The sequence below is a fragment of the Actinoplanes sp. NPDC021490 genome, assembly GCF_055562135.1.
In genome coordinates this window covers 44,618-68,877 of the sequence record NZ_JBVHFW010000005.1, presented here as the reverse complement: position 1 = coordinate 68,877, position 24,260 = coordinate 44,618, and the positions used below count along the sequence as shown (strand labels likewise).

The 24,260-nt window shown below is 71.5% G+C and carries 23 protein-coding genes; 16 read left to right on the top strand and 7 right to left on the bottom strand.

Going from position 1 to position 24,260, the window contains the following annotated elements; genetic code table 11:
• From ACZ3I4_RS15080 to ACZ3I4_RS15065, 4 genes are all read left to right on the top strand, one after another.
• Entirely contained in the window at nucleotides 1-552 is a 552-nt protein-coding gene (locus tag ACZ3I4_RS15080; protein WP_465382500.1) for an LOG family protein, read from the top strand.
• A 269-nt stretch (nucleotides 553-821) separates the two neighbouring features.
• On the top strand, nucleotides 822-1,844 hold the full coding sequence (locus tag ACZ3I4_RS15075) for a LacI family DNA-binding transcriptional regulator (protein ID WP_465382499.1): 1,023 nt from the start codon (nucleotides 822-824) through the stop codon (nucleotides 1,842-1,844).
• 29 nt (nucleotides 1,845-1,873) lie between these two features.
• Entirely contained in the window at nucleotides 1,874-5,662 is a 3,789-nt protein-coding gene (locus ACZ3I4_RS15070; protein WP_465382498.1) for an ATP-dependent helicase, read from the top strand.
• A gap of 16 nt (nucleotides 5,663-5,678) precedes the next feature.
• Nucleotides 5,679-9,056, top strand: coding sequence for a UvrD-helicase domain-containing protein (locus ACZ3I4_RS15065; protein WP_465382497.1), 3,378 nt, complete (start codon nucleotides 5,679-5,681; stop codon nucleotides 9,054-9,056).
• Here the strand turns inward: ACZ3I4_RS15065 and ACZ3I4_RS15060 are convergent.
• Nucleotides 9,053-9,463 (bottom strand): pilus assembly protein CpaE, encoded by a 411-nt coding sequence (locus tag ACZ3I4_RS15060; RefSeq protein ID WP_465382496.1) that lies wholly within the window; start codon nucleotides 9,461-9,463, stop codon nucleotides 9,053-9,055. The genes ACZ3I4_RS15065 and ACZ3I4_RS15060 overlap by 4 nt on opposite strands.
• 223 nt (nucleotides 9,464-9,686) lie before the next feature.
• On the opposite strand from ACZ3I4_RS15060, the gene cspE reads away from it, so the two are divergent.
• Entirely contained in the window at nucleotides 9,687-9,890 is a 204-nt protein-coding gene (cspE, locus tag ACZ3I4_RS15055; RefSeq protein WP_015625344.1) for a transcription antiterminator/RNA stability regulator CspE, read from the top strand.
• A 59-nt stretch (nucleotides 9,891-9,949) separates the two neighbouring features.
• On the opposite strand, the gene ACZ3I4_RS15050 is transcribed toward cspE, so the two are convergent.
• The gene (locus ACZ3I4_RS15050; protein WP_465382495.1) at nucleotides 9,950-10,663 is read right to left on the bottom strand and encodes a lysophospholipid acyltransferase family protein; all 714 of its coding nucleotides are present in this window, start codon (nucleotides 10,661-10,663) and stop codon (nucleotides 9,950-9,952) included.
• 120 nt (nucleotides 10,664-10,783) lie between these two features.
• Here ACZ3I4_RS15050 and ACZ3I4_RS15045 point away from each other — a divergent pair, with 120 nt between their 5' ends.
• Together ACZ3I4_RS15045 and ACZ3I4_RS15040 are read left to right on the top strand one after the other, a co-directional pair.
• Complete coding sequence (locus tag ACZ3I4_RS15045) at nucleotides 10,784-10,981, top strand: hypothetical protein (protein WP_465382494.1); 198 nt, start codon at nucleotides 10,784-10,786, stop codon at nucleotides 10,979-10,981.
• Nucleotides 10,982-11,016: 35 nt separating this feature from the next.
• Nucleotides 11,017-11,907 (top strand): hypothetical protein, encoded by an 891-nt coding sequence (locus tag ACZ3I4_RS15040; RefSeq protein ID WP_465382493.1) that lies wholly within the window; start codon nucleotides 11,017-11,019, stop codon nucleotides 11,905-11,907.
• On the opposite strand, the gene ACZ3I4_RS15035 is transcribed toward ACZ3I4_RS15040, so the two are convergent.
• From ACZ3I4_RS15035 to ACZ3I4_RS15020, 4 genes are read right to left on the bottom strand one after another with little or no spacing between them, the layout of a single operon-like run.
• Complete coding sequence (locus tag ACZ3I4_RS15035; RefSeq protein ID WP_465382492.1) at nucleotides 11,908-12,834, bottom strand: ABC transporter permease; 927 nt, start codon at nucleotides 12,832-12,834, stop codon at nucleotides 11,908-11,910.
• Nucleotides 12,824-13,579: an ABC transporter ATP-binding protein gene (locus ACZ3I4_RS15030; RefSeq protein WP_465382491.1), complete on the bottom strand. Its 756-nt coding sequence runs from the start codon at nucleotides 13,577-13,579 to the stop codon at nucleotides 12,824-12,826. The genes ACZ3I4_RS15035 and ACZ3I4_RS15030 overlap by 11 nt, the downstream gene beginning before the upstream one ends.
• 13 nt (nucleotides 13,580-13,592) lie before the next feature.
• Complete coding sequence (locus tag ACZ3I4_RS15025) at nucleotides 13,593-14,663, bottom strand: ABC transporter substrate-binding protein (protein WP_465382490.1); 1,071 nt, start codon at nucleotides 14,661-14,663, stop codon at nucleotides 13,593-13,595.
• Entirely contained in the window at nucleotides 14,660-15,070 is a 411-nt protein-coding gene (locus ACZ3I4_RS15020; protein ID WP_465382489.1) for an RrF2 family transcriptional regulator, read from the bottom strand. The genes ACZ3I4_RS15025 and ACZ3I4_RS15020 overlap by 4 nt, the downstream gene beginning before the upstream one ends.
• 167 nt (nucleotides 15,071-15,237) lie before the next feature.
• Between ACZ3I4_RS15020 and ACZ3I4_RS15015 the strand changes: the two genes are divergently transcribed.
• The 6 genes from ACZ3I4_RS15015 to ACZ3I4_RS14990 all read left to right on the top strand — a co-directional run bounded on the left by ACZ3I4_RS15015 (nucleotide 15,238) and on the right by ACZ3I4_RS14990 (nucleotide 20,793).
• On the top strand, nucleotides 15,238-16,551 hold the full coding sequence (locus tag ACZ3I4_RS15015) for a M16 family metallopeptidase (RefSeq protein WP_465382488.1): 1,314 nt from the start codon (nucleotides 15,238-15,240) through the stop codon (nucleotides 16,549-16,551).
• Nucleotides 16,548-17,867 (top strand): M16 family metallopeptidase, encoded by a 1,320-nt coding sequence (locus ACZ3I4_RS15010; RefSeq protein WP_465382487.1) that lies wholly within the window; start codon nucleotides 16,548-16,550, stop codon nucleotides 17,865-17,867. Before ACZ3I4_RS15015 ends, ACZ3I4_RS15010 begins: the two co-directional genes overlap by 4 nt.
• Nucleotides 17,864-18,835, top strand: a complete 972-nt coding sequence (gene nudC, locus ACZ3I4_RS15005; protein WP_465382486.1) for an NAD(+) diphosphatase — start codon at nucleotides 17,864-17,866, stop codon at nucleotides 18,833-18,835. The genes ACZ3I4_RS15010 and nudC overlap by 4 nt, the downstream gene beginning before the upstream one ends.
• A 102-nt stretch (nucleotides 18,836-18,937) precedes the next feature.
• Nucleotides 18,938-19,831 (top strand): phytanoyl-CoA dioxygenase family protein, encoded by an 894-nt coding sequence (locus tag ACZ3I4_RS15000; RefSeq protein WP_465382485.1) that lies wholly within the window; start codon nucleotides 18,938-18,940, stop codon nucleotides 19,829-19,831.
• 27 nt (nucleotides 19,832-19,858) lie between these two features.
• Complete coding sequence (locus tag ACZ3I4_RS14995; RefSeq protein ID WP_465382484.1) at nucleotides 19,859-20,311, top strand: hypothetical protein; 453 nt, start codon at nucleotides 19,859-19,861, stop codon at nucleotides 20,309-20,311.
• On the top strand, nucleotides 20,308-20,793 hold the full coding sequence (locus tag ACZ3I4_RS14990; protein ID WP_465382483.1) for a hypothetical protein: 486 nt from the start codon (nucleotides 20,308-20,310) through the stop codon (nucleotides 20,791-20,793). The genes ACZ3I4_RS14995 and ACZ3I4_RS14990 overlap by 4 nt, the downstream gene beginning before the upstream one ends.
• Here the strand turns inward: ACZ3I4_RS14990 and ACZ3I4_RS14985 are convergent.
• Complete coding sequence (locus tag ACZ3I4_RS14985; RefSeq protein ID WP_465382482.1) at nucleotides 20,754-20,999, bottom strand: mycoredoxin; 246 nt, start codon at nucleotides 20,997-20,999, stop codon at nucleotides 20,754-20,756. The two genes, ACZ3I4_RS14990 and ACZ3I4_RS14985, sit on opposite strands and share 40 nt — an antisense overlap.
• Before the next feature lie 81 nt (nucleotides 21,000-21,080).
• On the opposite strand from ACZ3I4_RS14985, the gene ACZ3I4_RS14980 reads away from it, so the two are divergent.
• The 3 genes from ACZ3I4_RS14980 to ACZ3I4_RS14970 all read left to right on the top strand — a co-directional run bounded on the left by ACZ3I4_RS14980 (nucleotide 21,081) and on the right by ACZ3I4_RS14970 (nucleotide 24,185).
• Entirely contained in the window at nucleotides 21,081-23,213 is a 2,133-nt protein-coding gene (locus ACZ3I4_RS14980; RefSeq protein ID WP_465382481.1) for an ATP-dependent DNA helicase UvrD2, read from the top strand.
• Nucleotides 23,214-23,337: 124 nt separating this feature from the next.
• Nucleotides 23,338-23,676, top strand: a complete 339-nt coding sequence (locus ACZ3I4_RS14975) for a hypothetical protein (RefSeq protein ID WP_465382480.1) — start codon at nucleotides 23,338-23,340, stop codon at nucleotides 23,674-23,676.
• Nucleotides 23,677-23,822: 146 nt separating this feature from the next.
• Nucleotides 23,823-24,185 (top strand): WhiB family transcriptional regulator, encoded by a 363-nt coding sequence (locus ACZ3I4_RS14970; protein WP_184955094.1) that lies wholly within the window; start codon nucleotides 23,823-23,825, stop codon nucleotides 24,183-24,185.
• The last annotated feature ends 75 nt before the right edge of the window (nucleotides 24,186-24,260 follow it).

Below are 24,260 nucleotides of genomic sequence, written 5' to 3'. Positions count from 1 at the left end.
GTGGCCGCCATCTGCGTCTTCTGCGCCTCCTCGAGCACCCTCGAACAGAAATGGCTCGACCTGGCCACCCGTACGGGTGCGGAGATCGGCGCCCGCGGGCACTCGCTGGTCTCGGGGGGCGGCTGCGTCGGCATGATGGGCGCGGTCGCCGACGGCGCCCGGGCCGGCGGCGCGCACACGCTCGGCATCATCCCGCAGACGCTGGTCGACCTCGAGGTGGCCGACCTGGCCTCGGACGAACTGATCGTCACGGGTGACATGGGCGAGCGCAAGAACCTCATGATCGACCGGTCGGACGCGTTCATCACGCTGCCCGGCGGCCTCGGCACCCTGGACGAGCTCTTCGAGGTGTGGACCACTGCCACCCTCGACCTGCACGACAAGCCGATCGTGCTGCTCGACCCCGAGGGCTTCTACGACGGCATGCTCGCCTGGCTCGGGCAGTTGGCCGACACCGCCTTCGTACGGGCCGCGGCTCTCGAACGGGTGATCCTGGCCAAGTCGATCGGCTCGGCGTTGGACGCGATCGAGGAACGGGTACCGCACGGCTGAGGGTGTCACGCCGGGTGGGTGTCACCACACCCACCCGGCGTGACCAGAGCCCCGGCGGACCCGCCGGACAGCACGGGGGCGCGCCAACGCGCTCTCACCGGGCCACGCCGGCGCGCACACTTCCGGCTGCCCGGCGGCGTCGCGTCCGCCGGGGCACGGCCGCTTGATCGGGTGAGCCCGACATTGCCCGGCGGTTCCGCGGGCGTCAATTGAGCAATTGCGAACGTGCGCATGGTGCTCGTTTGGGGGACCGTGGAACACTGCGAGCCATGCCCCCGCAACGGGCGACTCTGCTTCAGGTCGCACAGCGGGCCGGTGTGTCCCGCAGCACGGCCTCCTTCGTCCTGGCCGGACGCCATCTGGACATGAGGATCTCCGAAGACGCCCGGCAACGGGTGCTCCGGGCGGCGCAGGAGCTGGACTACCGGCCCAACCTCATGGCGCGGAGCCTGCGCACCAAGGTCACCAGGACCATCGCGCTGGTCTCCGACACGCTGGCCTCGGACCCGTACGCCGGTCGGGCCATCAACGGCAGCCTGGCCGCCGCGGTCGCGCACGGTCACCTGCTCTTCATCGGCGAGACCGAGGGCGACCCGGTCGTCGAGGAGAAGCTGATCTCCGATTTCCTCGACCGGCAGGTCGACGCGTTCGTCTACGCCAGCATGTTCACCCGGTACGTGCGCCTGCCCAAGCAGCTCAAGGGCCGCCCGGTGGTGCTGCTCAACTGCCTGACCCGCGGGGCCCGGCCGGGGGAGCACCAGATCATCCCGGACGAGCTCGCGGCGGGCTGGAGCGCGGCCGCCACGCTGATCGAGGCCGGGCACAGCGGCGGGATCCATCTGGTCGGCCGGACCGGCGACAACGTCTTCGCGGGCCGGGAGCGGCTGGCCGGCATCCGGGAGCGACTGCACGCGGCCGACGTGCGGCTGGCCGGCATGGTGGAGTGCGAGTGGTGGCCCGATTCGGCGTACGAGGCCATGCGCCGCGCCCTGGCCGACGGGCTGAGGCCGCAGGCCCTGATCTGCCTCAACGACCGGATCGCGCTCGGCGTCTATCAGGCCCTGCGGGAGGCCGGCCTGACCATCCCGGATGACGTGTCGGTGATCTCGTTCGACGACTCCGACCTGGCGGCCTGGCTTCGGCCCCAGCTGACCAGCATCTCGCTGCCGCACTACCAGCTCGGATGGCAGGCGGTCGAGAAGTTGCTGGGCCCGCCGTCCGACCCGGCGGTGCTGCGGTTGCCGATGCCCGTTCGCCGTCGCGCCTCCGTGGCTCAACCGGCTGTTCGATAACGTCGGACCCTCGTGGTTTCCTTTATGCCGTGAGCACGCCGGTCTCCTCGTCCGCCGCGGTGCGCCGCCCGGCGTACCGCCTGGTCCGGCGTCCCCCGAGAGCGCTGCCCCCGCTCCTCCGAGACCCCCTGCAGGCGTACGCGGCCTCGCACGTCGACGGCCCCCTGCTCGTCGTGGGCGGCCCCGGCACCGGCAAGACCACCACGCTGGTCGAGTCGGTGGCCGCGCGCATCGCCGAGGGCGTCGACCCCGAACGCATCCTGATCCTCACGTTCGGCCGCCGGGGAGCCACGGCGCTGCGTGACCGCATCGAGGCGCGCATCTCGGCCGACCCGGGCCGCATCGTGCATGAGCCGCTGGTGCGCACCTTCCACGCGTACGCGTTCGGGCTGCTCCGCCGGGCCGCGGCCGAGCGGGGCGAGCCGTCACCGCGGCTGCTCACCGGCCCCGAACAAGACCTGATCATCCGCGAGCTTCTCGAGGCCTCGGGTGACACCGAGGAGCCCGATCCGATCGGCTGGCCCGCGGCGCTGCGCCCGGCCCTGCCCACCCGGGCCTTCGCCCAGCAGCTGCGCGACCTGATGCAGCGCGCCGCCGAGCGCGGCATCGGGCCGGTCGAGCTGGCCCGTCTCGGCGAGCGCCTGGGCCGCGACGACTGGCCGGCCGCCGCCCGGTTCCTCCGCGAATACGTGTCCGTGCTGGCCCTGCGCGACGTGACCACCCGGGGCTCGTCGGCCTACGACCCGGCCGAGCTGGTGCGGGCCGCGTCCGGGCTGCTCGCCGACAACCCGTCGCTGCTCGAGGCCGAGCGCCGCCGCCTGGCCTATGTCTATGTGGACGAGCTGGCCGACACCGACCCGGCCCAGATCGAGCTGCTCGCCCTGGTCGCCGGGGGTGGCAAGCCGCTGGTCGCGTTCGGCGACCCCGACTCCTCGATCTACGGCTTCCGGGGCGCCGACCCGGCCGCGGTCGCCAACTTCCCGGCCCGATTCCGTACGGCGTCCGGCGCGCTCGCCGAGACGCTGACCCTGCACACGAACTACCGCGCTCCGGGCACCCTGCTGTCCGCCACCTCGCGGGTGGCCCGCCGCATGCGCGGGCCGATCACCCATCGCCCGATGCAACCACCGGCCCCGCTGATCGGCCCCGAGCCACCCCCGCCGGCCGCGCCCGCGCCCGCCGCGCCCGCCACGCCTGTGCCCGCGTCGCCGGCCACTCCTCCCGAGGCGGTCGTCCGGACCTTCCGGGCGGCGACCGCCGAGGCCGCCTACGTGGCGCACGCCCTGCGTGAGGCCCACCTGTTGCACGGCATTCCGTGGTCGCGGATGGCGGTGCTTCTCCGCAGCACGTCCCTGCAGCTGCCGTCGTTGCAGCGGGCGCTGACCGCGGCGGGCGTGCCCACGGTCACCCACGCCGAGGACCTGCCGCTGCACCTCCAGCCCGCCGTCGCGCCCTTCCTGCTGCTCCTGCGGTGTGCGCTCGACCCCGACGCGCTGACCGAGGAGACCGCGGTCGCGCTGTTGCACTCGTCGCTGGGCGGGGCCGATCCGCTCGCCGAGCGGCGTCTGCGTCAGGGGTTGCGCGCGCTGGCGCTGGCGGCCGGCGATCGGCGGCCGTCCGGCGAGCTCTTGGTCGATGCCGTACGCGATCCGGCCGGTCTCGACATGGTCGAGCGGCGCTGGGCCGTGCCCGCGCAGCAGGTGGCCCGGCTGCTGGCCACCGCGCGCGAGGCGGCGGCCGCTCCCGGCGCCACGGCCGAGCAGGTGCTGTGGACGGTCTGGCGGACCAGCGGGCTCGCCGACCGCTGGTATGCGATGAGCACCCGCTCGGGCCCCAGCGCCGACAACACCGACGTCGCCCGGGCCCGGCAGTGGCGGGCCGAGGCGGCCGACCGCGATCTCGACTCGATGGTCGTGCTGTTCGACGCGGCGGCCCGCTTCGTCGACCGGCTGCCCGGCGCGCGCACCGAGGTCTTCCTCGATCACGTGCTCGGGCAGGACCTCCCGGCCGACTCGATCGCGCCCAGCGCCGACCGGGGCGAGTCGGTGCGGCTGCTCACCGCGCACGCGGCCAAGGGCCTCGAGTGGGACGTCGTGGTGATGGCCGGTGTGCAGGAAGGCATCTGGCCCGACCTGCGGCTCCGCGGCAGCCTGCTGGGCTCGGAACGCCTGGTCGACGTGCTCGCGGGCCGGGCCGCCGCGGGTCAGGCGGCCGTGGTCGGCCAGACGTCCGCGCTGCTCGACGAGGAACGCCGCCTGTTCTACGTGGCCGCCACCCGGGCCCGCCACAAGCTGATCGTCACCGCCGTGGCCTCGGCCGGGGTCGGCGGCTCCGAGGGCGAGGAACAGCCCAGCCGCTTCCTCACCGAGCTCGGCATCCCCGACGAGGGCCCCGGCAACCCGCCCCCGCCGCCACCCGAAGACCCGCCCCCGGGCCCGAACCTCTGGGACACCGACCCCGACAGCCCGCAGGCGTCCGATGCCGACGGGCATGACAAGCCGTCCGACACCGACCCGGACAATCCGCAGGCGCCCGACGTCGAACGGCAGGACAAGCCGTCGGATACGGATCCGGACAATCCGCAGGCGCCCGACGTCGAACGGCAGGACAAGCCGTCGGACACCGACCCGGACAATCCCCAGGCCCCGGATGTCGAGGGCGAGCCCGAGGGCACGAGGGCGCGCGGCGCGAAGGTCGTGCCGGCCGCCCGGGGGAGGGTAAACGGCGAGGTCAGCGCTCCGGTCGACCTGTTCGAGGCCATGGCCGAAGAGGAGCCGGCCGATGAGGATCCCGGCGAGGCCGGACCGGTCGATCAGCCCGACGAGCTGCCGGTCGGTCGGCCGCCGCGGGCGTTGACGCTGGCCGCGCTCGTGGCCGAGCTGCGTACGGTGGTGGTCGGCAGTGACCAGACGCCGGCCCGCAGGCGGGCCGCGGCGGCGGAACTAGCCCGGCTCGCGGCGGCCGGTGTGCCCGGCGCGCACCCGGACGAGTGGTGGGGTCTGCGTCCGCTCTCGGACGACCGGCCGCTCGTCGACGAGGGCGAGCCGGTCAAGGTCACGCCGTCCTCGATGGAGAGCGCCCTGCGTTGCAGCCTGCGCTGGCTGCTCGAACGTCACGGGGGCGCCGCGCCGCCCGGGCCGGCCCAGGGCGTCGGCAACCTGGTGCACGCGGCGGCCATGCTGGCCGAGGACGCCCACGCCGACCGGGAGAAGCTGGTCGAATACGTCAGCGCCCGGTTCGACGCGATCGAGCTGGCCGCCCGCTGGCTGGCCGGGCCGGAACAGGATCGCGCCCAGGCCATGGTGGACAAGCTGCTGCGCTGGCTGGCCGTCAACCCGCGCCGGCTGCTGGCCATCGAGCACGAGTTCACCGTCCGGATCGAGGACGACAAGCGGCCCATCCAGCTCACCGGCCGCGTCGACCGGCTCGAGATCGACGAGGACGGCCGCCTGGTCGTGATCGACCTCAAGACCGGCAAGAGCACCGCCGTCGCCGCGGCCGACGTGGCCGAGCACGCCCAGCTCGCCGGCTATCAGACCGCCGTCGAGGCCGGGGCGTTCGCCGACTACGGAGCCGAGAGCGGCGGCGCCGCGCTGGTGCAGCTCGGCCCGGGCAAGGACGCACGCGAGCAGATGCAGCTGCCGCTGGCCGACGCGGCCGACCCGCAATGGGCGTACGAGATGGTCCGCCGCACCGCCGACACGATGGCCGCGTCGACGTTCTCGGCCGTCGCCAACAGCCGATGCCGGGTCTGCCCGGTCCGCACCAGCTGCCCGATCTCCGGCAAAGGCCGCCAAATCGTGGACGAGGGCAAGTGATCGCGAGTAATCCCCAGTGACCCAGCCCAGCCTGTTCGCCGAGGAACCGGCGGCTCCGCGGCGGCGTGCCGACTCCGGCCCGCGATACACCCCGGAGGAACTGGCCCGCCTGCTGCGCCTGCCCCGCCCCACCGCCGAGCAGTCCGAGATCATCTCGGCCCCGGCCGAGCCGTTGCTCGTGGTGGCGGGGGCCGGCTCGGGCAAGACCGAGACGATGGCCTCACGCGTCGTCTGGCTGGTCGCCAACAGCTACGCCCATCCCGACGAGATCCTCGGCCTCACGTTCACCCGCAAGGCCGCCGGGGAGCTCGCCCACCGCGTACGCACCCGGCTCGGCCAGCTCATCCGCCACCTCGGCCGCGACGACGCGTTCGCCGGCGAGGCCACGATTTCGACCTATCACTCGTACGCGGCCCGGATCGTCACCGAGCACGGCCTGCGCGCCGGTTTCGAGCCGTCGGCCCGGCTGCTCACCGAGGCCGCCCGCTGGCAGATCGTCGACTCGCTGGTCCGGTCGTACACGGGCGAGATGACCGGCGTGAACCGCGCCCCCACCACCGTCACCGACGACGTGCTGGCGCTCTCGGGCGAGCTGGCCGAGCACCTGGTCTCCCCGGACGAGCTCTCCGCCTGGACCGGCCGGTTCTTCGCCGACGTGCAGGAGCTGCCGGGCAAGGTCTACAAGGACGTGGCCGACGCGCTGGCCCGGCAACGTCAGCGGCTCACCCTGCTTCCCCTCGTACGCCTCTATGACCAGCGCAAACTCGACCTGGAGGCGATGGACTTCGGCGACCAGATGGCCCGCGCGGCGCTGGTGGCGCGCGACCATCCCGAGGTCGGCGAGATCGAACGCGGCCGCTACAAGATCGTGCTGCTGGACGAGTACCAGGACACCAGCCACGCCCAGGTCACCATGCTCAACGCGCTGTTCGGCGGCGGGCACCCGGTCACCGCGGTCGGCGACCCCTGCCAGTCGATCTACGGCTGGCGCGGCGCCTCGGCGGGCACGCTCGACCGGTTCCCCGACGAGTTCACGCTGCCCAGCGGCGAGCCGGCCCGGGTCGGCAGCCTGACCCGCAGCTGGCGCAACCGGCCCGAGATCCTGCGGGTGGCCAACACGCTGTCGGCCCCGCTGCGTGCGTTCGGCGCCCGGGTGACCGAGCTGCGGGCGGCCGAGCGGGTGTCGGGCGCGGTCGGGGGTCGTACGGTGGCCTGCGCGCTTCTGCCCACGTTCGCCGAGGAGGCCGACTGGATCGGCGACTCGATGCTGACCGCGTGGCGGATCATCGCCGGGCTGCCGCAGGCGCTGCCCGAGGAGATCCCGGTCGAGAAGCGCCCGACCAGCGCCGTGCTGGTGCGGGTGCGCAGCCAGATCCCGGCGATCGAGGACGCGCTGCGCCGCCGGGGCCTGCCGGTCGAGGTCGTCGGTCTGGGCGGCCTGCTCGACACGCCCGAGGTGCGCGACGTCGTCTGCACGATGCGGGTGCTGGCCGACCCGACCGACGGCGCCTCGCTGTTGCGCCTGCTCACCGGGGCCCGCTGGCGGATCGGCCCGCGCGACCTGGTGGCGCTGCACCGCCGGGCCCGGGGTCTGGCCGCCGCCCGGGCCGCCGTCTCCGGGGCCGAGCCGGACGACGTGGTGTCCGACCGCCTCGACGACGCCACCCTGGTCGAGGCCATGGCCGACCTGGGCGCCCCGCAGCAGTACTCGGCCGAGGGCTACGGGCGGCTGCACGCGTACAGCCGGGAACTGAGCGCCCTGCGGCAACGCCTCGACCAGCCCCTGCCCGATCTGGTGGCCGACATCGAACGCACGATCGGCCTGGATGTCGAGGTGGCCGTGCGCGGCTGGGCGGCCGGGGACGCCGGGCTGGCCCGCGGGCATCTCGACGCGCTCGCCGACACCGCCGCCCGCTACGGCGCCGAGACCGACGGCGGCACCCTGGCCGGGTTCCTGGCCTTCCTGGCCGCGGCCGAGGAGGAGGAACGCGGCCTCGAGCCGGGGCAGGTCGACGTGGTCGAGGGCGCGGTGCAGATCCTGACCGCGCACGCCGCCAAGGGCCTGGAGTGGGACGTCGTCTCGGTGGCCGGGCTGAGCAAGGGGGTCTGGCCGGGCCTGGTCCGCAACTCCGATCAATACCTGATGGGCATCGGTGTGCTGCCGTTCCCGTTGCGCGGCGACTCCGACGGCCTGCCGCAGCTCGATCTTTCCCAGGCGGTCGACCAGAAGGGCGTCGTCAACGCCGTCTCCGCCTTCGGGGCGGCCTGGCGCGAGCACGACGAGCGGGAGGAGCGCCGGCTGGCGTACGTGGCCGTGACCCGCCCCCGCCGGCTGCTGCTGGCCTCGGGCTACTGGTGGGGCGACGGCGTGAAGCGCCCGCGCGGCCCGTCGGTGTTCCTCGACGAGCTCCGCGCCGCCTGCGAGGAGGGTGCGGGCGTGGTCGACGTCTGGACCCCCGAGCCGGCGCCCGGCGCGACCAACCCGGCCGCCGAAGCGGTCGTGTCGGCGCAGTGGCCGTTCGACCCGCTGGGCCTGCGCCGCCCGGCCATGGCGGCCGCGGCCGACCTGATCCGCCGCATGCTCGCCAGTCCCGACCCGGAGGCGGCCGAGGCGTTCGCCGAGCTGGCCGAGGCCGAGCCCGAGATCGCGGCCCGGTCCGGGCTGGCCGCCGAGCTGGTGGGCCTCCCCGAGACCCCGGATCCGGACATCTCGCGCTGGCGGCGCGAGGCCGACCTGCTGCTGGCCGAGCGGGACGAGCGGTCCCGCCGCGACGGCCCGATCGAGGTCGCCCTGCCCGCGCATCTCTCGGTGTCGCAGCTCGTGGTGCTGAAGCGTGATCCGCAGGCGCTGGCCCGGTCGCTGCGCCGCCCGCTGCCGCACCGGCCGATGCCGCACGCCCGCCGGGGCACGGCCTTCCACGCGTGGCTCGAGCAGCGGTTCGGCGCGGTCCGCCTGATCGACATCGACGAGCTGCCCGGCGCGGCCGACGACGACGCGGCCGAGGACGCCGAGCTGGTCGCCCTTCAGCAGGCGTTCCTGTCCGGCGAGTGGGCCGATCGGACGCCGGTCGAGGTCGAGGTGCCGTTCGCGACCACGATCGCCGGGGTGGTGGTGCGCGGCCGGATGGACGCGGTCTTCGCCGACACGGCCAACCGGTTCGATGTGATCGACTGGAAGACCGGCCGGCGGCCCGAGGGCGCGGACGCCGACGCCGCGGCGGTGCAGCTGGCGGCGTACCGGATCGCCTGGGCCTCGCTGGCCGGGGTGCCGCTCAACCGGGTGCGGGCCGGCTTCCACTACGTCCGTGATCAGGTCACCGTCCGCCCGGTCGATCTGCTGGATGCGGGCGAGCTCGCCGCGCTGGTCGAGGGTCTGCCCGAACGGGTGATTTAGGCGGCTCCGGCCGCGGCCAGCAGGTGCAGGAGCGCGGCCGCGTACGCCTCCTCGACCGTCTCGGCCGCGAAGGTGCGCTGTTCGCCGAGCAGATCGACCAGCACCTCGTATCCGGCCGGCCCGCGCCGCAGCTCGCGGAACGTGCCGCCGAGCAGTTCCCGCAGCTGATCCTCCCGGGGCAGCCAGACCGTCTCGTCCAGTTCCACGTCGTCGATGGCCCACTCGGTGGTGCCGTTGAAGCCGATCACGCGGCCCTCCGGCAGCGTGTGCACCTCGATGGTCATGTTGCTCAGAACGAACACCTCATCGTCGAGATCGCGGTCCGGAATCGCGAAGCGGTCGCCGAGCGCCGGCTTCCAACTCAGTCCGGCCTCGTTGAGCTGCTGTGCCAGTTGTACGCCGATCACCGGCGGACCTCCTTGAACGTGTTAGGCTCTCCGCGTTGTCAGTTTGGTTCCCAAGTACTTAGGAGCGCCTGTGGGGAATTCTTCCCAGGGCGCTCTTTGTCGTAACCCGGGTTTCTCCGGTACGGGCGATCAGTACGACAGCACGAGACCCGCGAAGTGTGGGTCTTATTACCTCGCTCTCGTCCATAATGGGCGTGAGCGATCGACCGTCGAGGAGACGATCATGGTTACCGGCGTTGTGAAGTGGTTCAACGCGGACAAGGGCTTCGGGTTCATCACCCCGGACGACGGCGGCGCCGACGTCTTCGCCCACTTCTCCGCAATCCAGACCTCCGGCTACCGCAGCCTGGACGAGAACCAGCGGGTTGAGTTCGAGGTGACGCAGGGCCAGAAGGGCCCGCAGGCCGCGAACATCCGCCCGCTCTGATGTAGCGGAAAAGGCGCCGTGCCCCTCGGGGTGCGGCGCCTTTTGCATGTCGCGAAAGGTCAGACGGCGGCGGCTTCCGGCAGCGGCGCGGTGCCACCCATGTGGGCGGGCAGCCACCAGCGGTCGTCGGGGCCCGAGGGCTGGTCGGGGTAGGCCCGCTGGGCCGCGTCGAGCAGGCCGCTGAGGCGCTCCTTGAGGACCGCGGTGAGCGCGTCGGGTGAGGTGCCCTTGGGCATCTCGATCGCCTGGCCGATCTTGATGAGCACCGGGACGTGCCGCTTGGTCAGCTCTTTCTTGTGGCCCTTGGTCCAGAGCCGGTGCGGGCCCCAGACGGCCATCGGGATCAGCGGGACCTTGGCCGAGCGGGCCAGCCGCACCGCGCCCGACTTCAGTTCCTTGACCGTGAACGACTCGCTGATCGTGGCCTCGGGGAAGACGCCGACGATCTCACCGTTGCGCAGCGCCTGGTTGGCCTCGCGGAACGAGGCCGCGCCGGCGTCCCGGTCGACCGGGATGTGCCGCATGCCGCGCATCAGCGGCCCGCTGATCTTGTGGTCGAAGACGGACTTCTTGGCCATGAACCGGACGAGCCGCTTGGCCGGCTGGGCGCCGAGGCCGCAGAAGATGAAGTCGAGGTAGCTCACGTGGTTGCTCGCCAGCACCGCGCCGCCCTCGCGCGGGATGTTCTCCGCGCCATCGATGTCAATCTTGAGGTCGAGCACCCGGAACATCGTCTTGGCAAGGGTGACGACCGGCGGATACACGAGTTCCATGGCAAGACGGTAGCGGAAGTCGCTGAACTTATCCTGGTACAGGTGCAACGTCCGGCCTCGATCGTGCGTCTTAAGCATTATCGGCTGTTTTCACTCGGACGTGACCTGGGAGGTACCGGCATGCGCGGACCGTCCGCCCGCCGGGAGTTCGGATTCGTTCTCGCGCTCGCGGTCACCGGCCTCGCGCTGGTGCTCGTGGTCGCCTTCGCGCCGTGGTATCCGCCGGCCGCGACCTATCCCGACGTCAGCCCGACCGTCTGGCAGCAGGTGACCGCCCTGTTCGGCGCGGCCGAGGGGAACTCCACGCCGACACCGTGACAAGATCCTCAGGATCGTGGTGTTCACTGGGATTCATGTCTGAGCGGACTCCGGAGATCCCGGCCTGGCGTCAGCCGGGCGATCGGTTCGGCTCCGGCCTGGTCACGACCGTTCCCGGCGCGCCGCCGCGGAAGCCGCCGACCCCGCCCGAGCCCGAGCCGGAACAGCCCGGCGGGCCCGAACGCCGCCGTCGGCAGCTGCGGATCTTCATCGGCATCGCGGGCGCGATCCTGGCCGTCGGTCTGGCCGTGGTGCTGATCGTGGTGTTGTCCGGCGGCGGCGACCCGTTCCGCTCGAAGGCCGAGGCGCCCACCGACGTACGCCCTCCGCTCGCTCAGGCCTGCCCGGCGCCCACCGGCTCACCGAGCGCCGCGCCGACCCGGGCGCCGGGAACCCTGCCTCCCGCGACGGGAGCGCGCACCACGGATCCGGAGGCCGGCATCTCCTACAAGGCCTATGGCGCACCCTGGGAGCCGTGGACCGACGTCTGGCGGGCCGGGACGCTGGAGGTGCCGTACCGGATGGGTCAGCACTTCGTCACCGAGCAGTACAGCGGCGGCAGCTACCACGCCTCAATCCTGTCGGCCGCGGTGCCGGCGGCCGACAACGACGCGGTGACGCTCAACCTGGAATGCGTGGGCCGGCAGGTGGCGGCGGACGTGCGCGCCGAGTATTACCCGCAGCCCAACACGATGGAGCCGATCCGCGACGAGCTCACCACGCTGGGCGGGCGTCCGGCCTGGGTGAGCCAGTTCCGTCTGCACTTCTCGGCGGCCGGTCTGACCGCCACCGAGGAGCTGTCCGCGGTGGCGGTCATCGACGTCGGCAAGACAACCGCGGCCGTCCTGTACGTTTCGATCCCCGGTACCCACAAGCAGTGGGACTACGTGATCGACGAGGTGTTCGACTCGGTCCGGCCGGTCTAGCTATTTACTCAACAAACCCCAGCGCCGGCGCAGGGCGTTGTCGGCCGCGTTGAACAGCACGTCGATCAGGATGCCGATCACCAGCACGACGATGATGTAACAGATCACCAGGCTCGAGTCGCTGAGATCACGAGCCTGCTGCATCCGTACGCCGATGGACAGCGCCCCCGGCACGATGACCAGCAGCTCACCGGCCATCAGGCTGCGCCACGAGAACGCCCAGCCCTGCTTGAGGCCCGAGATGAACGAGGGCAGCGACGCCGGCAGGATCAGGTGCCGGTATTTCGCGAGGCCCCGCATGCCGAGCACCTGGCCGACCCGCAACCACGTCCGCGGCACGTAGTCGATGCCGCTGATCAGCCCGTTGGCCACCGACGGGGCCGCGCCCAGCACGACCACGAACAGGATGGCGCTCTCGCTGAGCTGGAAGAGCAGGATCGCCAGCGGGAACCACATGATCGACGGCATGGTCTGCAGGCCGGTGATCAGCGAGCCGATGGCCGCCCGCAGCGGCGCGAACTGCGAGACGAGCGCGCCGATGATCGTGCCGATCACCACGGCCAGCAGGAAGCCGGTGAACGCGCGGGTCATGGTGACCCGGACGCCGTCCCAGAAGTCCGCCGTCGTGATGACGTTGCCCAGGTCGGTGAAGACCGTCTCGGGCGAGGGCAGCACGTAGACCGGCTTCCACTCCGACCAGACCGCGATCTGCCAGGCCAGCAGCACGATCGCGATCGCGGCCAGCTTGGGCCAGGTGTTCTTCCAGATCCGCCGGCCCGGGTTGGTCTTGCGGAGCTTGGGTCCCAGCTCGAGCGCGTCGAGCCCGGCGACCTCGTCGGCCTCGATCTTCTCGGGGATCTGCGGCACGTCGGCCTGGCCGCTCACGCCTTCGAGCCCGGCTCGTGCGGACGGGTACTTAATGGGCATGGCGGGCGACCTCCGCGCGGAGCCGGTCGGTGATCTCGGCGGCCTGTCCGGACACCTCGGAGGAGTCGATGCGGCGCGGCCTCTCGTGGGTGATCGCGTAGTCCTCGATCACCCGGCCCGGCCGGCTGCTGAGCAGGATGACGCGGTCGCCCAGCCGCACGGCCTCGCGCACGTTGTGCGTCACGAACAGGACGGTCAGCCTCTGCTCGCGCCAGATCCGCTCCAGCTCGTCGTGCAGGATGTCGCGGGTCATCGCGTCCAGCGCGCCGAACGGCTCGTCCATGAGCAGGATGTCGGCGTCCTGGGCGAGGGCCCGGGCCAGGGCGACGCGCTGGCGCATGCCGCCGGAGAGCTCGTGCGGCCGCTTGTCGCCGAAGCCGCGCAGCCGCACGATGTCGAGCAGCTCGTCGGCGCGCTTGCGGCGCTCGGGCCGGGACACGCCCTGCAGCCGCAGCGGCAGTTCGACGTTGCCCCGGACCGAGAGCCACGGGAAGAGCGCGGCCTCCTGGAACATCAGCGACACCTTGCGATCGCCGATGTCGAGCGCGCCGCCGGTGATCCCGTCGAGCCCGGCCACGAGCGAGAGCAGGGTGCTCTTGCCGCAGCCGGACGCGCCGAGCAGGCAGACGAACTCGCCCTGCCGGACGGTCAGCGAGACCCGGTCGAGGGCCAGCAGATCGCCGTAGTTCTTGGAGACGTTCTCCAGGCGTACGACCGCCTCGGTCTGTTGTTGCAGGAGGCTCATGGGCTCAGGCCTTTCAGGCGGCCGCGTCGCTGACCTCGGGCTTGCCCGCGGCCTTGAGCAGCTCGTTGAGCGGCCCGAGGTCGTAGATGCCCTTGAGGTCGACGGGCTTGAGCAGACCGACGTCCTCGGCGTGCTTGGCGCTGGTGAACAGCGACGAGGCGACCGGGTCGGCGGTGAAGGTCAGGTTCTTGAACGAGGCGGCGAGCACGTCGTCCTTGAGGGGCTTGCCGCTGAGCGCCTCCAGCTGGGCGTTGGCGGCCTTCTGGGCGTCGGCGTTGTTCTTCTCGATGTAGTCGAGCGACTCGAGGTGGCCTTGCAGCAGCTTTTTGACCGTGGCCGGGTACTTCTTCAGGAACTCCTGGGTGACGATCAGGTGGGTGGTGACGAACAGGCCGCTCGGCCACAGTTCCTTCTCGTTCACCAGCACCTTGCCCTTGGACTCCAGGATCAGGCGGCTGAAGTTGGGCTCGGGCACCCAGGCGCCGTCGATCGCGCCCTGGGCGAAGGCCTGCAGCGCGGTCGCGTTGTCCTGCGGCAGCACCGAGACATCGCCGCCGCCCTGCTGGTCGGCGTTGAGGCCGTTCTCCTTGAGCCAGGCGCGCAGCGCGACGTCCTGCGTGTTGCCGAGCTGCGGGGTGGCGATCTTCTTGCCCTTGAGGTCGGCCGGGGTGTTGATGCCCTCCCTGACCACGAGGCCGGCGCCGCCCGAGGTGCTGCCCGCGATGATCTTCAGGCCGCTGCCCTTGGACTGCGCCCAGCCGTTGATGGCCGGGTTGGGGCCGATGTAGGTGGCGTCGATCGCGCCCGAGAACAGCGCCTCGATCGCCGCCGGGCCGGCGTTGAAGGTCTTGGTGTCGAGCTTCGTGCTGCCCAGCGCGGTCTGGAAGAAGCCCTTGTTGACGCCGATCAGCGCGGGCGAGTGGGTGATGTTGGGGAAGTAGCCGAGCCGGAGGGACCCGGCCTCGGCGTTTCCGCCGCCGCCCGACGAGGAACCCTCGTCGTCGCCACCGCAGGCGGCCAGCAACGATGCGGACAGCAGGGCGGTGGCGGCAACAGCAAGCGCACGTATGGTGCGGGAGCTCATGCGGACTCCTTGATGGTGGAGAGTTCAGCCAGGGTTTTGTGGTCGACGACGCCTTCGATGGCCTCCTCGACCGCGACCCACACGTCGTGCAGCCCGGTGGCCGCACCGTGATAGATCGCGTGGGTGGTGGGCAGCCCGCGGACGGTGGCGAGGGCGCCCCCGACGGCCCGCACGACGTCGCCGACGGTGATCTCCGCGGCGGGGCGGGCGAGCGCGTATCCGCCGTCGACGCCGCGATGGCTGTGCAGCAGGCCGGCACGGCGCAGGTCGAGCAGGATGCCTTGCAGGAAGCTGAGCGGGATGTCCTGGGCGGCAGCCAGGGTCGCCGCCTTGACCAGGCGAGGATGTTCCACCGTGACCGAGAGCATGGCCCTCACGGCGTAGTCGGTGCGCGCCGAGACGTACACATTGCCCCCTGCCTCGCCAAACCCGCGTTTGCCTATCTAGTTGATGGGAATGATGGTCTAGGTGGAGATTGGAGTCAAGGGCGATTCCGCGGGCGTCCACCTCAGTGGGTGGCGGTGTGGTGACCTGCAGTCGCGACGTTGACCACGGAAAGCGCTAATGTCATTTCGTGGCGCGCAGAATCAAGATCCCGGCGACGAAGTACCCGGTGGAGCGATTCACCCTGGCCAACGGATTGCGGGTGGTGCTCACTCCGGACCGCAGCGCCCCGGTCGTCGGGGTCGCGGTCGTCTACGACGTGGGCATTCGTTCCGAGCCCGAGGGCCGCACCGGCTTCGCCCACCTCTTCGAGCACCTGATGTTCCAGGGCTCGGAGAACCTGGAGAAGCTGGCCCACTTCCGGCATGTGCAGGGCGCCGGCGGCACCTTCAACGGCTCGACCCACCTCGACTACACCGACTACTTCGAGGTGCTGCCCTCCGGCGCCCTCGAGCGGGCGCTGTTCCTCGAGGCCGACCGCATGCGCGGGCCGCGGCTGACCGAGGAAAACCTGCTCAACCAGATCGACGTGGTCAAGGAAGAGATCCGGGTCAACGTCCTCAACCGGCCGTACGGCGGTTTCCCCTGGTTGCGGCTGCCTCCGGTGATGTTCTCGACCTTCGCCAACGCCCACGACGGTTACGGCTCGTTCGGCGACCTCGACAGCGCCACCGTGCAGGACGCGCAGGCGTTCTTCGACCGCTACTACGCCTGCGGCAACGCGACCCTGGCCGTGGCGGGCGACTTCGACGTGGCCAAGGCGACCGAGATGATCCACCGCCACTTCGGCGACGTGCCGGCCCGCCCGGCCCCGCCGCTGCCCGACTTCGACGAGCCCGATCTGACCAGTGAGCAGCGCGACACCTACACCGACAAGCTCGCCCCGCTGCCCGGCGTGGCCAGCGCGTGGCGAGTGCCCGATCCGATCGGCGACTTCGAGAACTACCTGCCGTTCGTCGTGCTGGCCGAGGTGCTCACCGACGGCGACGCGTCCCGGCTGGTCGAGCGTCTGGTGCAGCGCGACCGCACGGTGACCAGCATCGGCGGTTACATCGGCTTCATGGGCGACGAGTTCCAGGTGCGCAACCCGACCGCGATGCTGCTGCAGGCGACCATGCCGCCCGGCGGCGACGGCGACAAGGTGCTGCGCACGGTCGACGAGGAATTGGAGCGCCTGGCCGCCGACGGTCTGCAGCCCGGCGAGCTCGAGCGGGTGCAGGCCCGCATCGCGACGCACCTGCTGCGCGACACCGACTCGGTGCTCGGGCGGGCGCTGCCGATGGCCGTGCTCGAGCTGCAGCGCGGCCGCCCCGAGATGCTCAACGAGCTGCCGAAGCTGGTCGGCGAGGTCACCGAGGCGCAGATCGTCGCCGCGGCCGCCACCCTGCGCCCCGAGCGGCGCGCCACCGTCGAGGTCCTTCCCGGAGCCGGAGCCACCGCATGAGCGTCAAGACCCTGCCCGACCTGATTCCGGACGCGAAGCTCAAGCTGCCCAAGCAGGCCGAGCGCACGCTGGCCGGCGGCCTCACCGTGATCGCCATCCGGCGGGCCGCGGTGCCGCTGGTCGAGCTGCGGCTGCGGGTGCCGTTCGGCAAGGCCCGGCTGCCCCAGGCCACCCTGCTCTCGCAGGCGCTGTTCACCGGCACGGGCACGATGTCCAGCATCGACATCGCGGCCGAGCTGCAGTCGGTCGGCGGCGGCCTGTCCGCGGGCCACGACCCCGACCGGCTGCTGGTCAGCGGCAACTCGCTGGCCTCCGGCCTCGACCGGATGCTCGAGATCCTGGCCGCCGTGCTCACCGACCCGGCCTATCCGAACGAGGAAGTGGCGACCGAGCGCGACCGCCTGGTCGACCACATCCAGGTCGCGCTGACCCAGCCGGCGCACCTCGCGCGTACGGCTCTGCTCAAGCGGATGTTCGGCGACCACCCGTACGCGGTGCAGACGCCCGAGCCCGACCAGGTGCGCGCGGTGCGTCCGGCCGCGCTGCGCAAGCTGCACGCCGAGCGGGTCCGCCCCGAGGGCGCCGTGCTGGTGCTGGTGGGCGACATCAACCCGGAGAAGGCGATCGACGCCGCCGAGAAGGCGCTCGGCAGCTGGACCGGCCCGGCCAAGACCGCCGAGGTGCCGCCCACGCCGCCGCTCGAACCGGGCCCGCTGCTGCTGGTCAACCGGCCCGGCGCCGTGCAGTCGTCGCTGCGCATGGCGCTGCCCGCGGTCGAGCGCACCGACCCCGACTACGCCGCCCTGCAGCTGGCCAACCTGATCTTCGGGGGCTACTTCTCGTCCCGCTGGGTCGAGAACATGCGGGAGGACAAGGGCTACACGTACGGCCCGCACACCTCGATCGAGCACTACCTGGCCGGCTCGGCGCTGCAGGTCTCGGCCGAGGTCGCCACCGAGGTGACCGGCCCGTCCCTGCTCGAGACCCTCTACGAGCTGGGCCGCATCGCCAGCCTCCCGCCCGCGGAGGACGAGCTCGAGCAGGCCCGGCGCTACGCCCTGGGCACCCTGCGGCTGGGCATGTCGACCCAGGCCGGCCTGGCCGGGCTCGCGAGCATGTATGCGACCTTCGGCCTGCGCCTGGACCACCTGCGGGAGTACTCGGCCGCGCTGGCCACGGCGACGCGCGAGCAGGTGGCCGACGCCGCCGCCCGCTTCCTGGCGCCGACCCGGGCGGTCACGGTGGTGCTGGGTGACGCCGAGAAGGTCGAGGGGCCGCTGTCCGCGCTCACCGCGGTGGAACGAAGCGCCGAGTGAGCGCACCCGAGGAACCCGACGTCCGGGAACAGCCGGGCGGCCAGGTCGACTCCCCGCCGCTGGCCCGCAGCACCCTCGACCGGGCCGCGGAGCATCGCACCGACGACGAGTGGCTGGCCGCGGCCTGGCAGCGGGGCCTGGTGCTGGTCATCGACCTGAGCAAGGGCGGACGGGCCCTGCTGGCCGACGACGGGCTGGTCCTGCTGCCCGCGGCCGAGGCGCCGGCGGCCGAGCGCTGGTTCCTCGGCGTCGACCCGGACGGCACGCCGCTGTGGACCGTCGACGCGCCGCTGCCCGAGATCGACGGCGCCCGGGCGGTCACCCTGCGGGACATCGGCCACCTGCTCGACGACCGGGACGCGGGCGTGTTCACCGCGGCCGTGGCCCTGGGCAACTGGCACGCCAGCCACAAGTTCTCACCCCGTACGGGCCTGCCCACCACGGCCGTCGAGGCGGGCTGGGCGCGCAAGGACACCGACGGCAACATGATGTGGCCGCGCACCGACCCGGCGATGATCGTCCTGGTGCACGACGGTGTGGCCGGTCCCGAGGGACGCTGCCTGCTCGGGCACAACGCCGCCTGGGGCCGCGCGGCCGACGGCGGGGTGCGCTTCTCGTGCCTGGCCGGTTACGTCGAGCCGGGCGAGTCGGCCGAGGCCAGCGTCGCCCGCGAGGTCGGCGAGGAAGTGGGGCTCGAGCTCACCTCGCTGACGTACGCGGGCAGCCAGTCCTGGCCGTTCCCGGGCTCGCTGATGCTGGGCTATCACGCCACGGCCGACCCGGACAGGACGATGACGCTCGACCCGGCCGAGATCGACGAGGCGCACTGGTTCACGCGGGACGCCGTGGCCAAGATGATCGCGGGGGAATATCACGATCCGGCGAGCGGTGTCCCGATGAGCCTGCCGATGCCCTCTTCCATTGCTTTCTATCTGATTGAGCGCTGGTTGGGCGGTTTGGCCCGCTAAGGGATTCAACTCGATCTAATCAGAAAAGTTTTCGCTTGAGCGAGTAACCAGAAAGCGCCCCAGCCGCGTCTCGGTTTACAAAGACCGAGAGGTGGAAGATCGATGACGCAGGTGCAAGCACCCGCTTGGGCCCCCATGACCGCGGACGAGCGGGCCCAGTTCGACCGGGACGGGTTCCTGGTCGTGCGCGGGGTTCTGTCCGAGAGCGAGATCGAGGTTGCGCGTAACGCCGTCCTCGGCGCCTTCGAGCGGGCCGGGCAGCCCGGCGGTCACGGGCTCGGCTCGACCGGCGCGCTGCACCAGCTCTCCGCGGTGACCTCGCTCCCCGAGCTGGCCTTCCTGCTCGACCACCCGGTGGCGTTCCGCTACATCTGGTCGCTGCTGGGCTGGAACGTGCACGTCTACCACTCGCACATCGACGTGCACCCGCAGATCCACGAGAAGCAGAAGGAATGGTGGCACTGGCACCAGGACGGCGGCCGGCAGAATCGTGAGATCGAGACCGACCCCCGCCCGACGCTGTCGGTGAAGCTGGCCTACTGGCTGTCCGACGTGAGCGAGACCGGCCGCGGCAACTTCACCGTGCTCCCCGGCAGCCACAAGACCAACTGGCTGCCCGGCCCGCCGAGCCGTGGCGTTCCGTGGCCGGAGCCCGAGGGCGCGCTGCAGATCACCGCGAACCCCGGCGACCTGGTCGTCTTCGACCGCCGCCTGTGGCACGCGCGCTCCGACAACTACTCGGAGGTCACCCGCGTCGGCGCCTTCTTCGGATACACGTACCGGTGGATCGCCGGCCGCGACGAGGTCGCCGACCTGCCGAACACCCCGGAGTGGGCCGGCTTCAACAACGTGCAGAAGCAGCTGCTGGGCCACTGCCCGCAGGGCGACGGCACCGGTGACCACGCCTGGGGCCACTACCCGGAGACCACGCCGCTCTACGGCGCGCTCAAGGAGCGGGGTCTGCTCGACTCCAGCATCCCGGCTCTCATCCCGTAACACTGCTTTGCCGGATAGCCTATTTATGTGGGGCAAACCGGGACATTAGACAAGACGGCGACCGCGGCGGGCCGGCTTCTCCTCGACGCTCTGGGGGAGGAGAGCCCGGCGCGGTCGCTGTCACGTCTGAACGATTCGCCGCGCGCGGTCCGGCTGCTGCGCGAGCTGTTCACGGTGGCCGTGCGGCGCAGCTTCGTCGGGCGGGATCCGCGCGACATCACGGCGTACGTGCGGGATCTGCTGGAATATCAGGAGCTGCCGGTCGGCGGCGAGCTGGCCCGCGAGGCCGAGGCGGTGATCCGCTCGGTGCTCGGCGAGCCCGAACTGGCGTACGGGATCTCGGATCTGCGGCGCTTCGAGCTGGTCTGCCACATCGTCGGTGACCTGGCCCGGCCGCCCGGTGTGCCGACGGCCGAACTGGTCGCGCTGGTGCGTCAGGCCGAGTGGCGGCTCGCGAGGTTCCGGCGGCCCGCGTCGTGAGCCCGATCTTTTCGCCGGTGCACGGCATCCACACCGCGGCCGGGCGATATCTGCAGCGTGTGGCCTACGAGGACGCGCCACCGCACAGCGAACGGCCGACTTCCGCCGCGCGCCACGTGTGGGAGATCGCTTTCGGACTCGCCGTCCGCCGCCGCTTCGAGCCGGACAGCCCCCTGGCCGAGATCCGCCGCACCGTGGCGACGATCCTGCAGCACCACGCGGCCGCGGGCCTGCCGCCGCTCGCGGCCGAAATGCTGATCCGCGACGTGCTGGGCGAGACCGTGCCGGTCGGCGAAATCGACGACGTCGTCCGCAGCGGGGCGCACCTGCTGCTGTTCGCCGGGCTCGTGGACGAGCTGGCAATGACCGACGGCGAGCTCGAAGGCCTGGTCATGGAGGCCGAGGAGCTCGCCGTCGAGGCGATCGCGGAGACCGTACGGGATCAGCCGGCGGCCAAGGAGGCCAGCCGGTCCTTCACCTGAACGATGGACGGGTTGGTCAGCGCCGAGCCGTCGTCAAATTTCAGCGTAGGCACGGTCTGGTTGCCGCCGTTCACGCTCATCACGAAGTCGGCCGCAGCCGGCTGCTGCTCGATGTCCACCACCTCGTAGGCGATTCCCTCACGGTCGAGCTGCGACTTGAGACGGTGGCAGTAGCCACACCAGGACGTCGAGTACATGGTCAGCATCGGTCGGAATCCCTTCGGATGGGTCACATGGCATGGCGCCTTCCGGCACAACGTCCGACCCGGGTGCCATGATTCCCTACCGTGCGGACTGATGCGGTGCTGGCCGGGCTCGACCCCGAGCAGCGGACGGCGGTGACCGCCCCCGCCGGCCCGGTCTGCATCCTGGCCGGCGCCGGCACCGGCAAGACACGGGCGATTACCCACCGGATCGCGTATCGAACGCTGACCGGCGAAGTCAGCCCCCGGCACATCCTCGCGGTCACCTTCACCGCCCGCGCCGCCGCCGAGATGCGGTCGCGGCTCACCGAGCTGGGCGCCTCCGGGGTGCAGGCGCGCACGTTCCACGCGGCGGCGCTGCGCCAGGTGCGCTATTTCGCGCCGCGGCTGCTCGAGGGCCGGGCCATGCCCGAGCTGCTCGAGAGCAAGGCGCGCATGGTCGGCCTGGCCGCCGCCCGGGCCGGGGTGCGCGCCGACCGTACGGGGGCCCGGGACCTCGCCGGTGAGATCGAGTGGGCCAAGTCGTCGCTGGTCGAGCCGAGCGAGTACGCCGTGGCGGCCAAGAAGGCGCTGCGCGAGCCGCCGTTCGAGCCGGCCAAGGTGGCCGAGGTGTTCGCGGCGTACGAGTCGCTCAAGCGCCGCCAAGGGGTGATCGACTTCGAGGACATGCTGCGCGCCGCGGTCTGGGGCATCGAGGAGCACCCCGACGTGGCCGAGCAGATCCGCTCGCAGTACCGCCACTTCGTGGTCGACGAGTATCAGGACGTCAACCCGCTGCAGCAGCGCCTGCTCGAGGCCTGGCTGGGCGGGCGGGACGACCTGACCGTGGTCGGCGACGCCAGCCAGACGATCTACTCGTTCACCGGCGCCACCTCGGCCTACCTGATCGACTTCCCGCGGCAGCGGCGCGAGGCCGTGGTGGTCCGCCTGGTCCGCGACTACCGCTCCACCCCGCAGGTGGTCGGGCTGGCCAACGCCGTGATCCGTCAGGCCCGGGGCAACGAGGCCCGGCTGCGGCTCGAACTGGTCGGCCAGCGACCGCCCGGCGCCGAACCCGAGCTCAAGATCTTTCCCGATGAGGCGGGCGAGGCCGTCGCGGTGGCCCGCCGGTGCCGTGACCTGATCGCGTCGGGCACCCCGGCCAGTGAGATCGCGGTCCTCTTCCGGACCAACGCGCAGTCCGAGACGTACGAGAAGGCGCTGGCCGAGGTCGAGGTGCCCTACGTCGTCCGGGGCGCCGAGCGCTTCTTCGAGCGGCCCGAGATCCGTCAGGCCATGATCGCGATGCGGTCCGCGGTCCGTTCCACGCCCGGCGAGACCCCGCTGGTGCAGGCGGTCGTGGAGGCGCTCTCGGCGACCGGCTGGCAGCGTGAGCAGCCCCCGCCGGGCGGCGCCGCCCGCGAACAGTGGGAGGCGCTGGCCGCGCTCGTCGCCCTGGCCGAGGACTATGCCCGGATGCCGTCGGTCGAACCGATCGGGCAGGCCGGCGCCGTGCAGCGCGAAATGACGCTCACCGCCTTCAACGAGGAGCTCGCCCGCCGGGCCGAGCAGCAGCACGCCCCGACCATGGCTGGTGTGACGCTCGCCTCACTTCATTCGGCCAAGGGGCTCGAGTGGGACGCCGTGTTCCTGGTCGGGCTGGCCGACGGCACCCTGCCCACCACGTACGCCAAGACGCCCGAGCAGCTCGAGGAGGAGCGGCGCCTGCTCTACGTCGGGGTCACCCGGGCCCGGCAGTGGCTCTGGCTCTCGTACGGGCAATCGCGTTCCACCGGCGGCCGTACGCGTCGCCCGTGCCGGTTCCTCCCGCAGCTCGAACGGAACTCGCCGACCGAACGCGCCGGTGAGCGCAGTCGGAAACCCGACCGTAGGCGCCCGCAGGTGTCCTCGTGCCGCATCTGCGGGGCCACCCTGCTGGCCGGGGCCGACCGCAAGCTGGGCCGCTGCCCGACCTGCCCTTCGGACCTCGACGAGGAGCTGTTCGAGCGACTCCAGCAGTGGCGCGCGGCAACCGCGGCCGAGCTCAAAGTTCCTGCTTATGTGGTGTTCACCGACGCCACCCTGGTGGCCATGGCCGAGCGCAAGCCGGGCAACCCCGCCGAGCTCCTGGCGATCGCCGGAATCGGGCCGCGGAAGCTGGGTCAATACGGCGACGCGGTCTTCGCTCTGGTGGCCGGAACGAGTGCCGAAGAAGTCGTCCAAAAAAACTTTGCTTAATTCGTTTGCCCTCCCCTGTAGGGCAGGCATAGCCTCAGTTCACACCTCGCCGAGCAGGGATGTTCGGCGGGCTGGAACACACCGATAGCACGACAAGAGCAAGGCAATGGAGGAGGTGGCAACGATGGAGATCTACACGATGAGCATGACGCGACCGTCGATGCCGCTGACCCGTGCCTGCGCTCCGTCCGCCTCGCTGCTCGCCTTGGCCCCCGTGTGGGCTCCGGCGGCAACCGAGCGGGCTCCGTTCGTGGCCACCGCTCCGATCTCCGGACCGGTGCTGGCCGCTGAGCGGGCTCCGGCTTCGCAGGTGCACCAGGTGTCCGCCCGGGCCGAGCTGGGTGGCGCACTGAAGCTTCAGCTGGTCGAAGGCAGCACTGGGTTCAAGGGCAGCAATGTCTCCATCAGCAAGCGCTACACGGATGGTGGCAGCGGTGTCCCGCCTCGAGGAAGGCCGGTCTGATCAACATCAGACCCCTGGCTCACCTCGAGGCCGCGGAACCCGTAACCGGGATCCGCGGCCTAATTTTTTTGCCGGCTCACCGGCCGGGTGCACGACCTGAACGGCGATCCAGAAGATCGATGAGAAGAGAGAGGTGACCGGGCTTTATGAGTCTGGCGCTGGCCCCACTCGACGTGAGCGTCGAGATCGAGGCAAACCTGCCCTGTCGGAAGTTCGACCCGGACCTGTGGTTCTCGGACTCCCCGGCCCAGCTGGAACTGGCCAAGTCGCTCTGCGGGGACTGCCCGCTGCGCGTCGAGTGCCTGGCCGGCGCGGTCGAGCGGAACGAGCCCTGGGGAGTCTGGGGTGGCGAGATCTTCGAGCGCGGTGCCGTGGTTCCGCGCAAGCGGCCGCGTGGCCGTCCTCGGAAGGTCGACGTGGCGCGTGACGCCGAGTTGGCCCACGAGGTCGAGGAGCGGCTTGCCGCGAACGGACTCGACTCCCGCAACGCCGTCCGACTGGCGGCCTGACATGACCACAGTGACCGACAACCTCAGCGACTACCGGAAGCAGACCACCGCTATGTCCTCGAACGGAGCAATGAA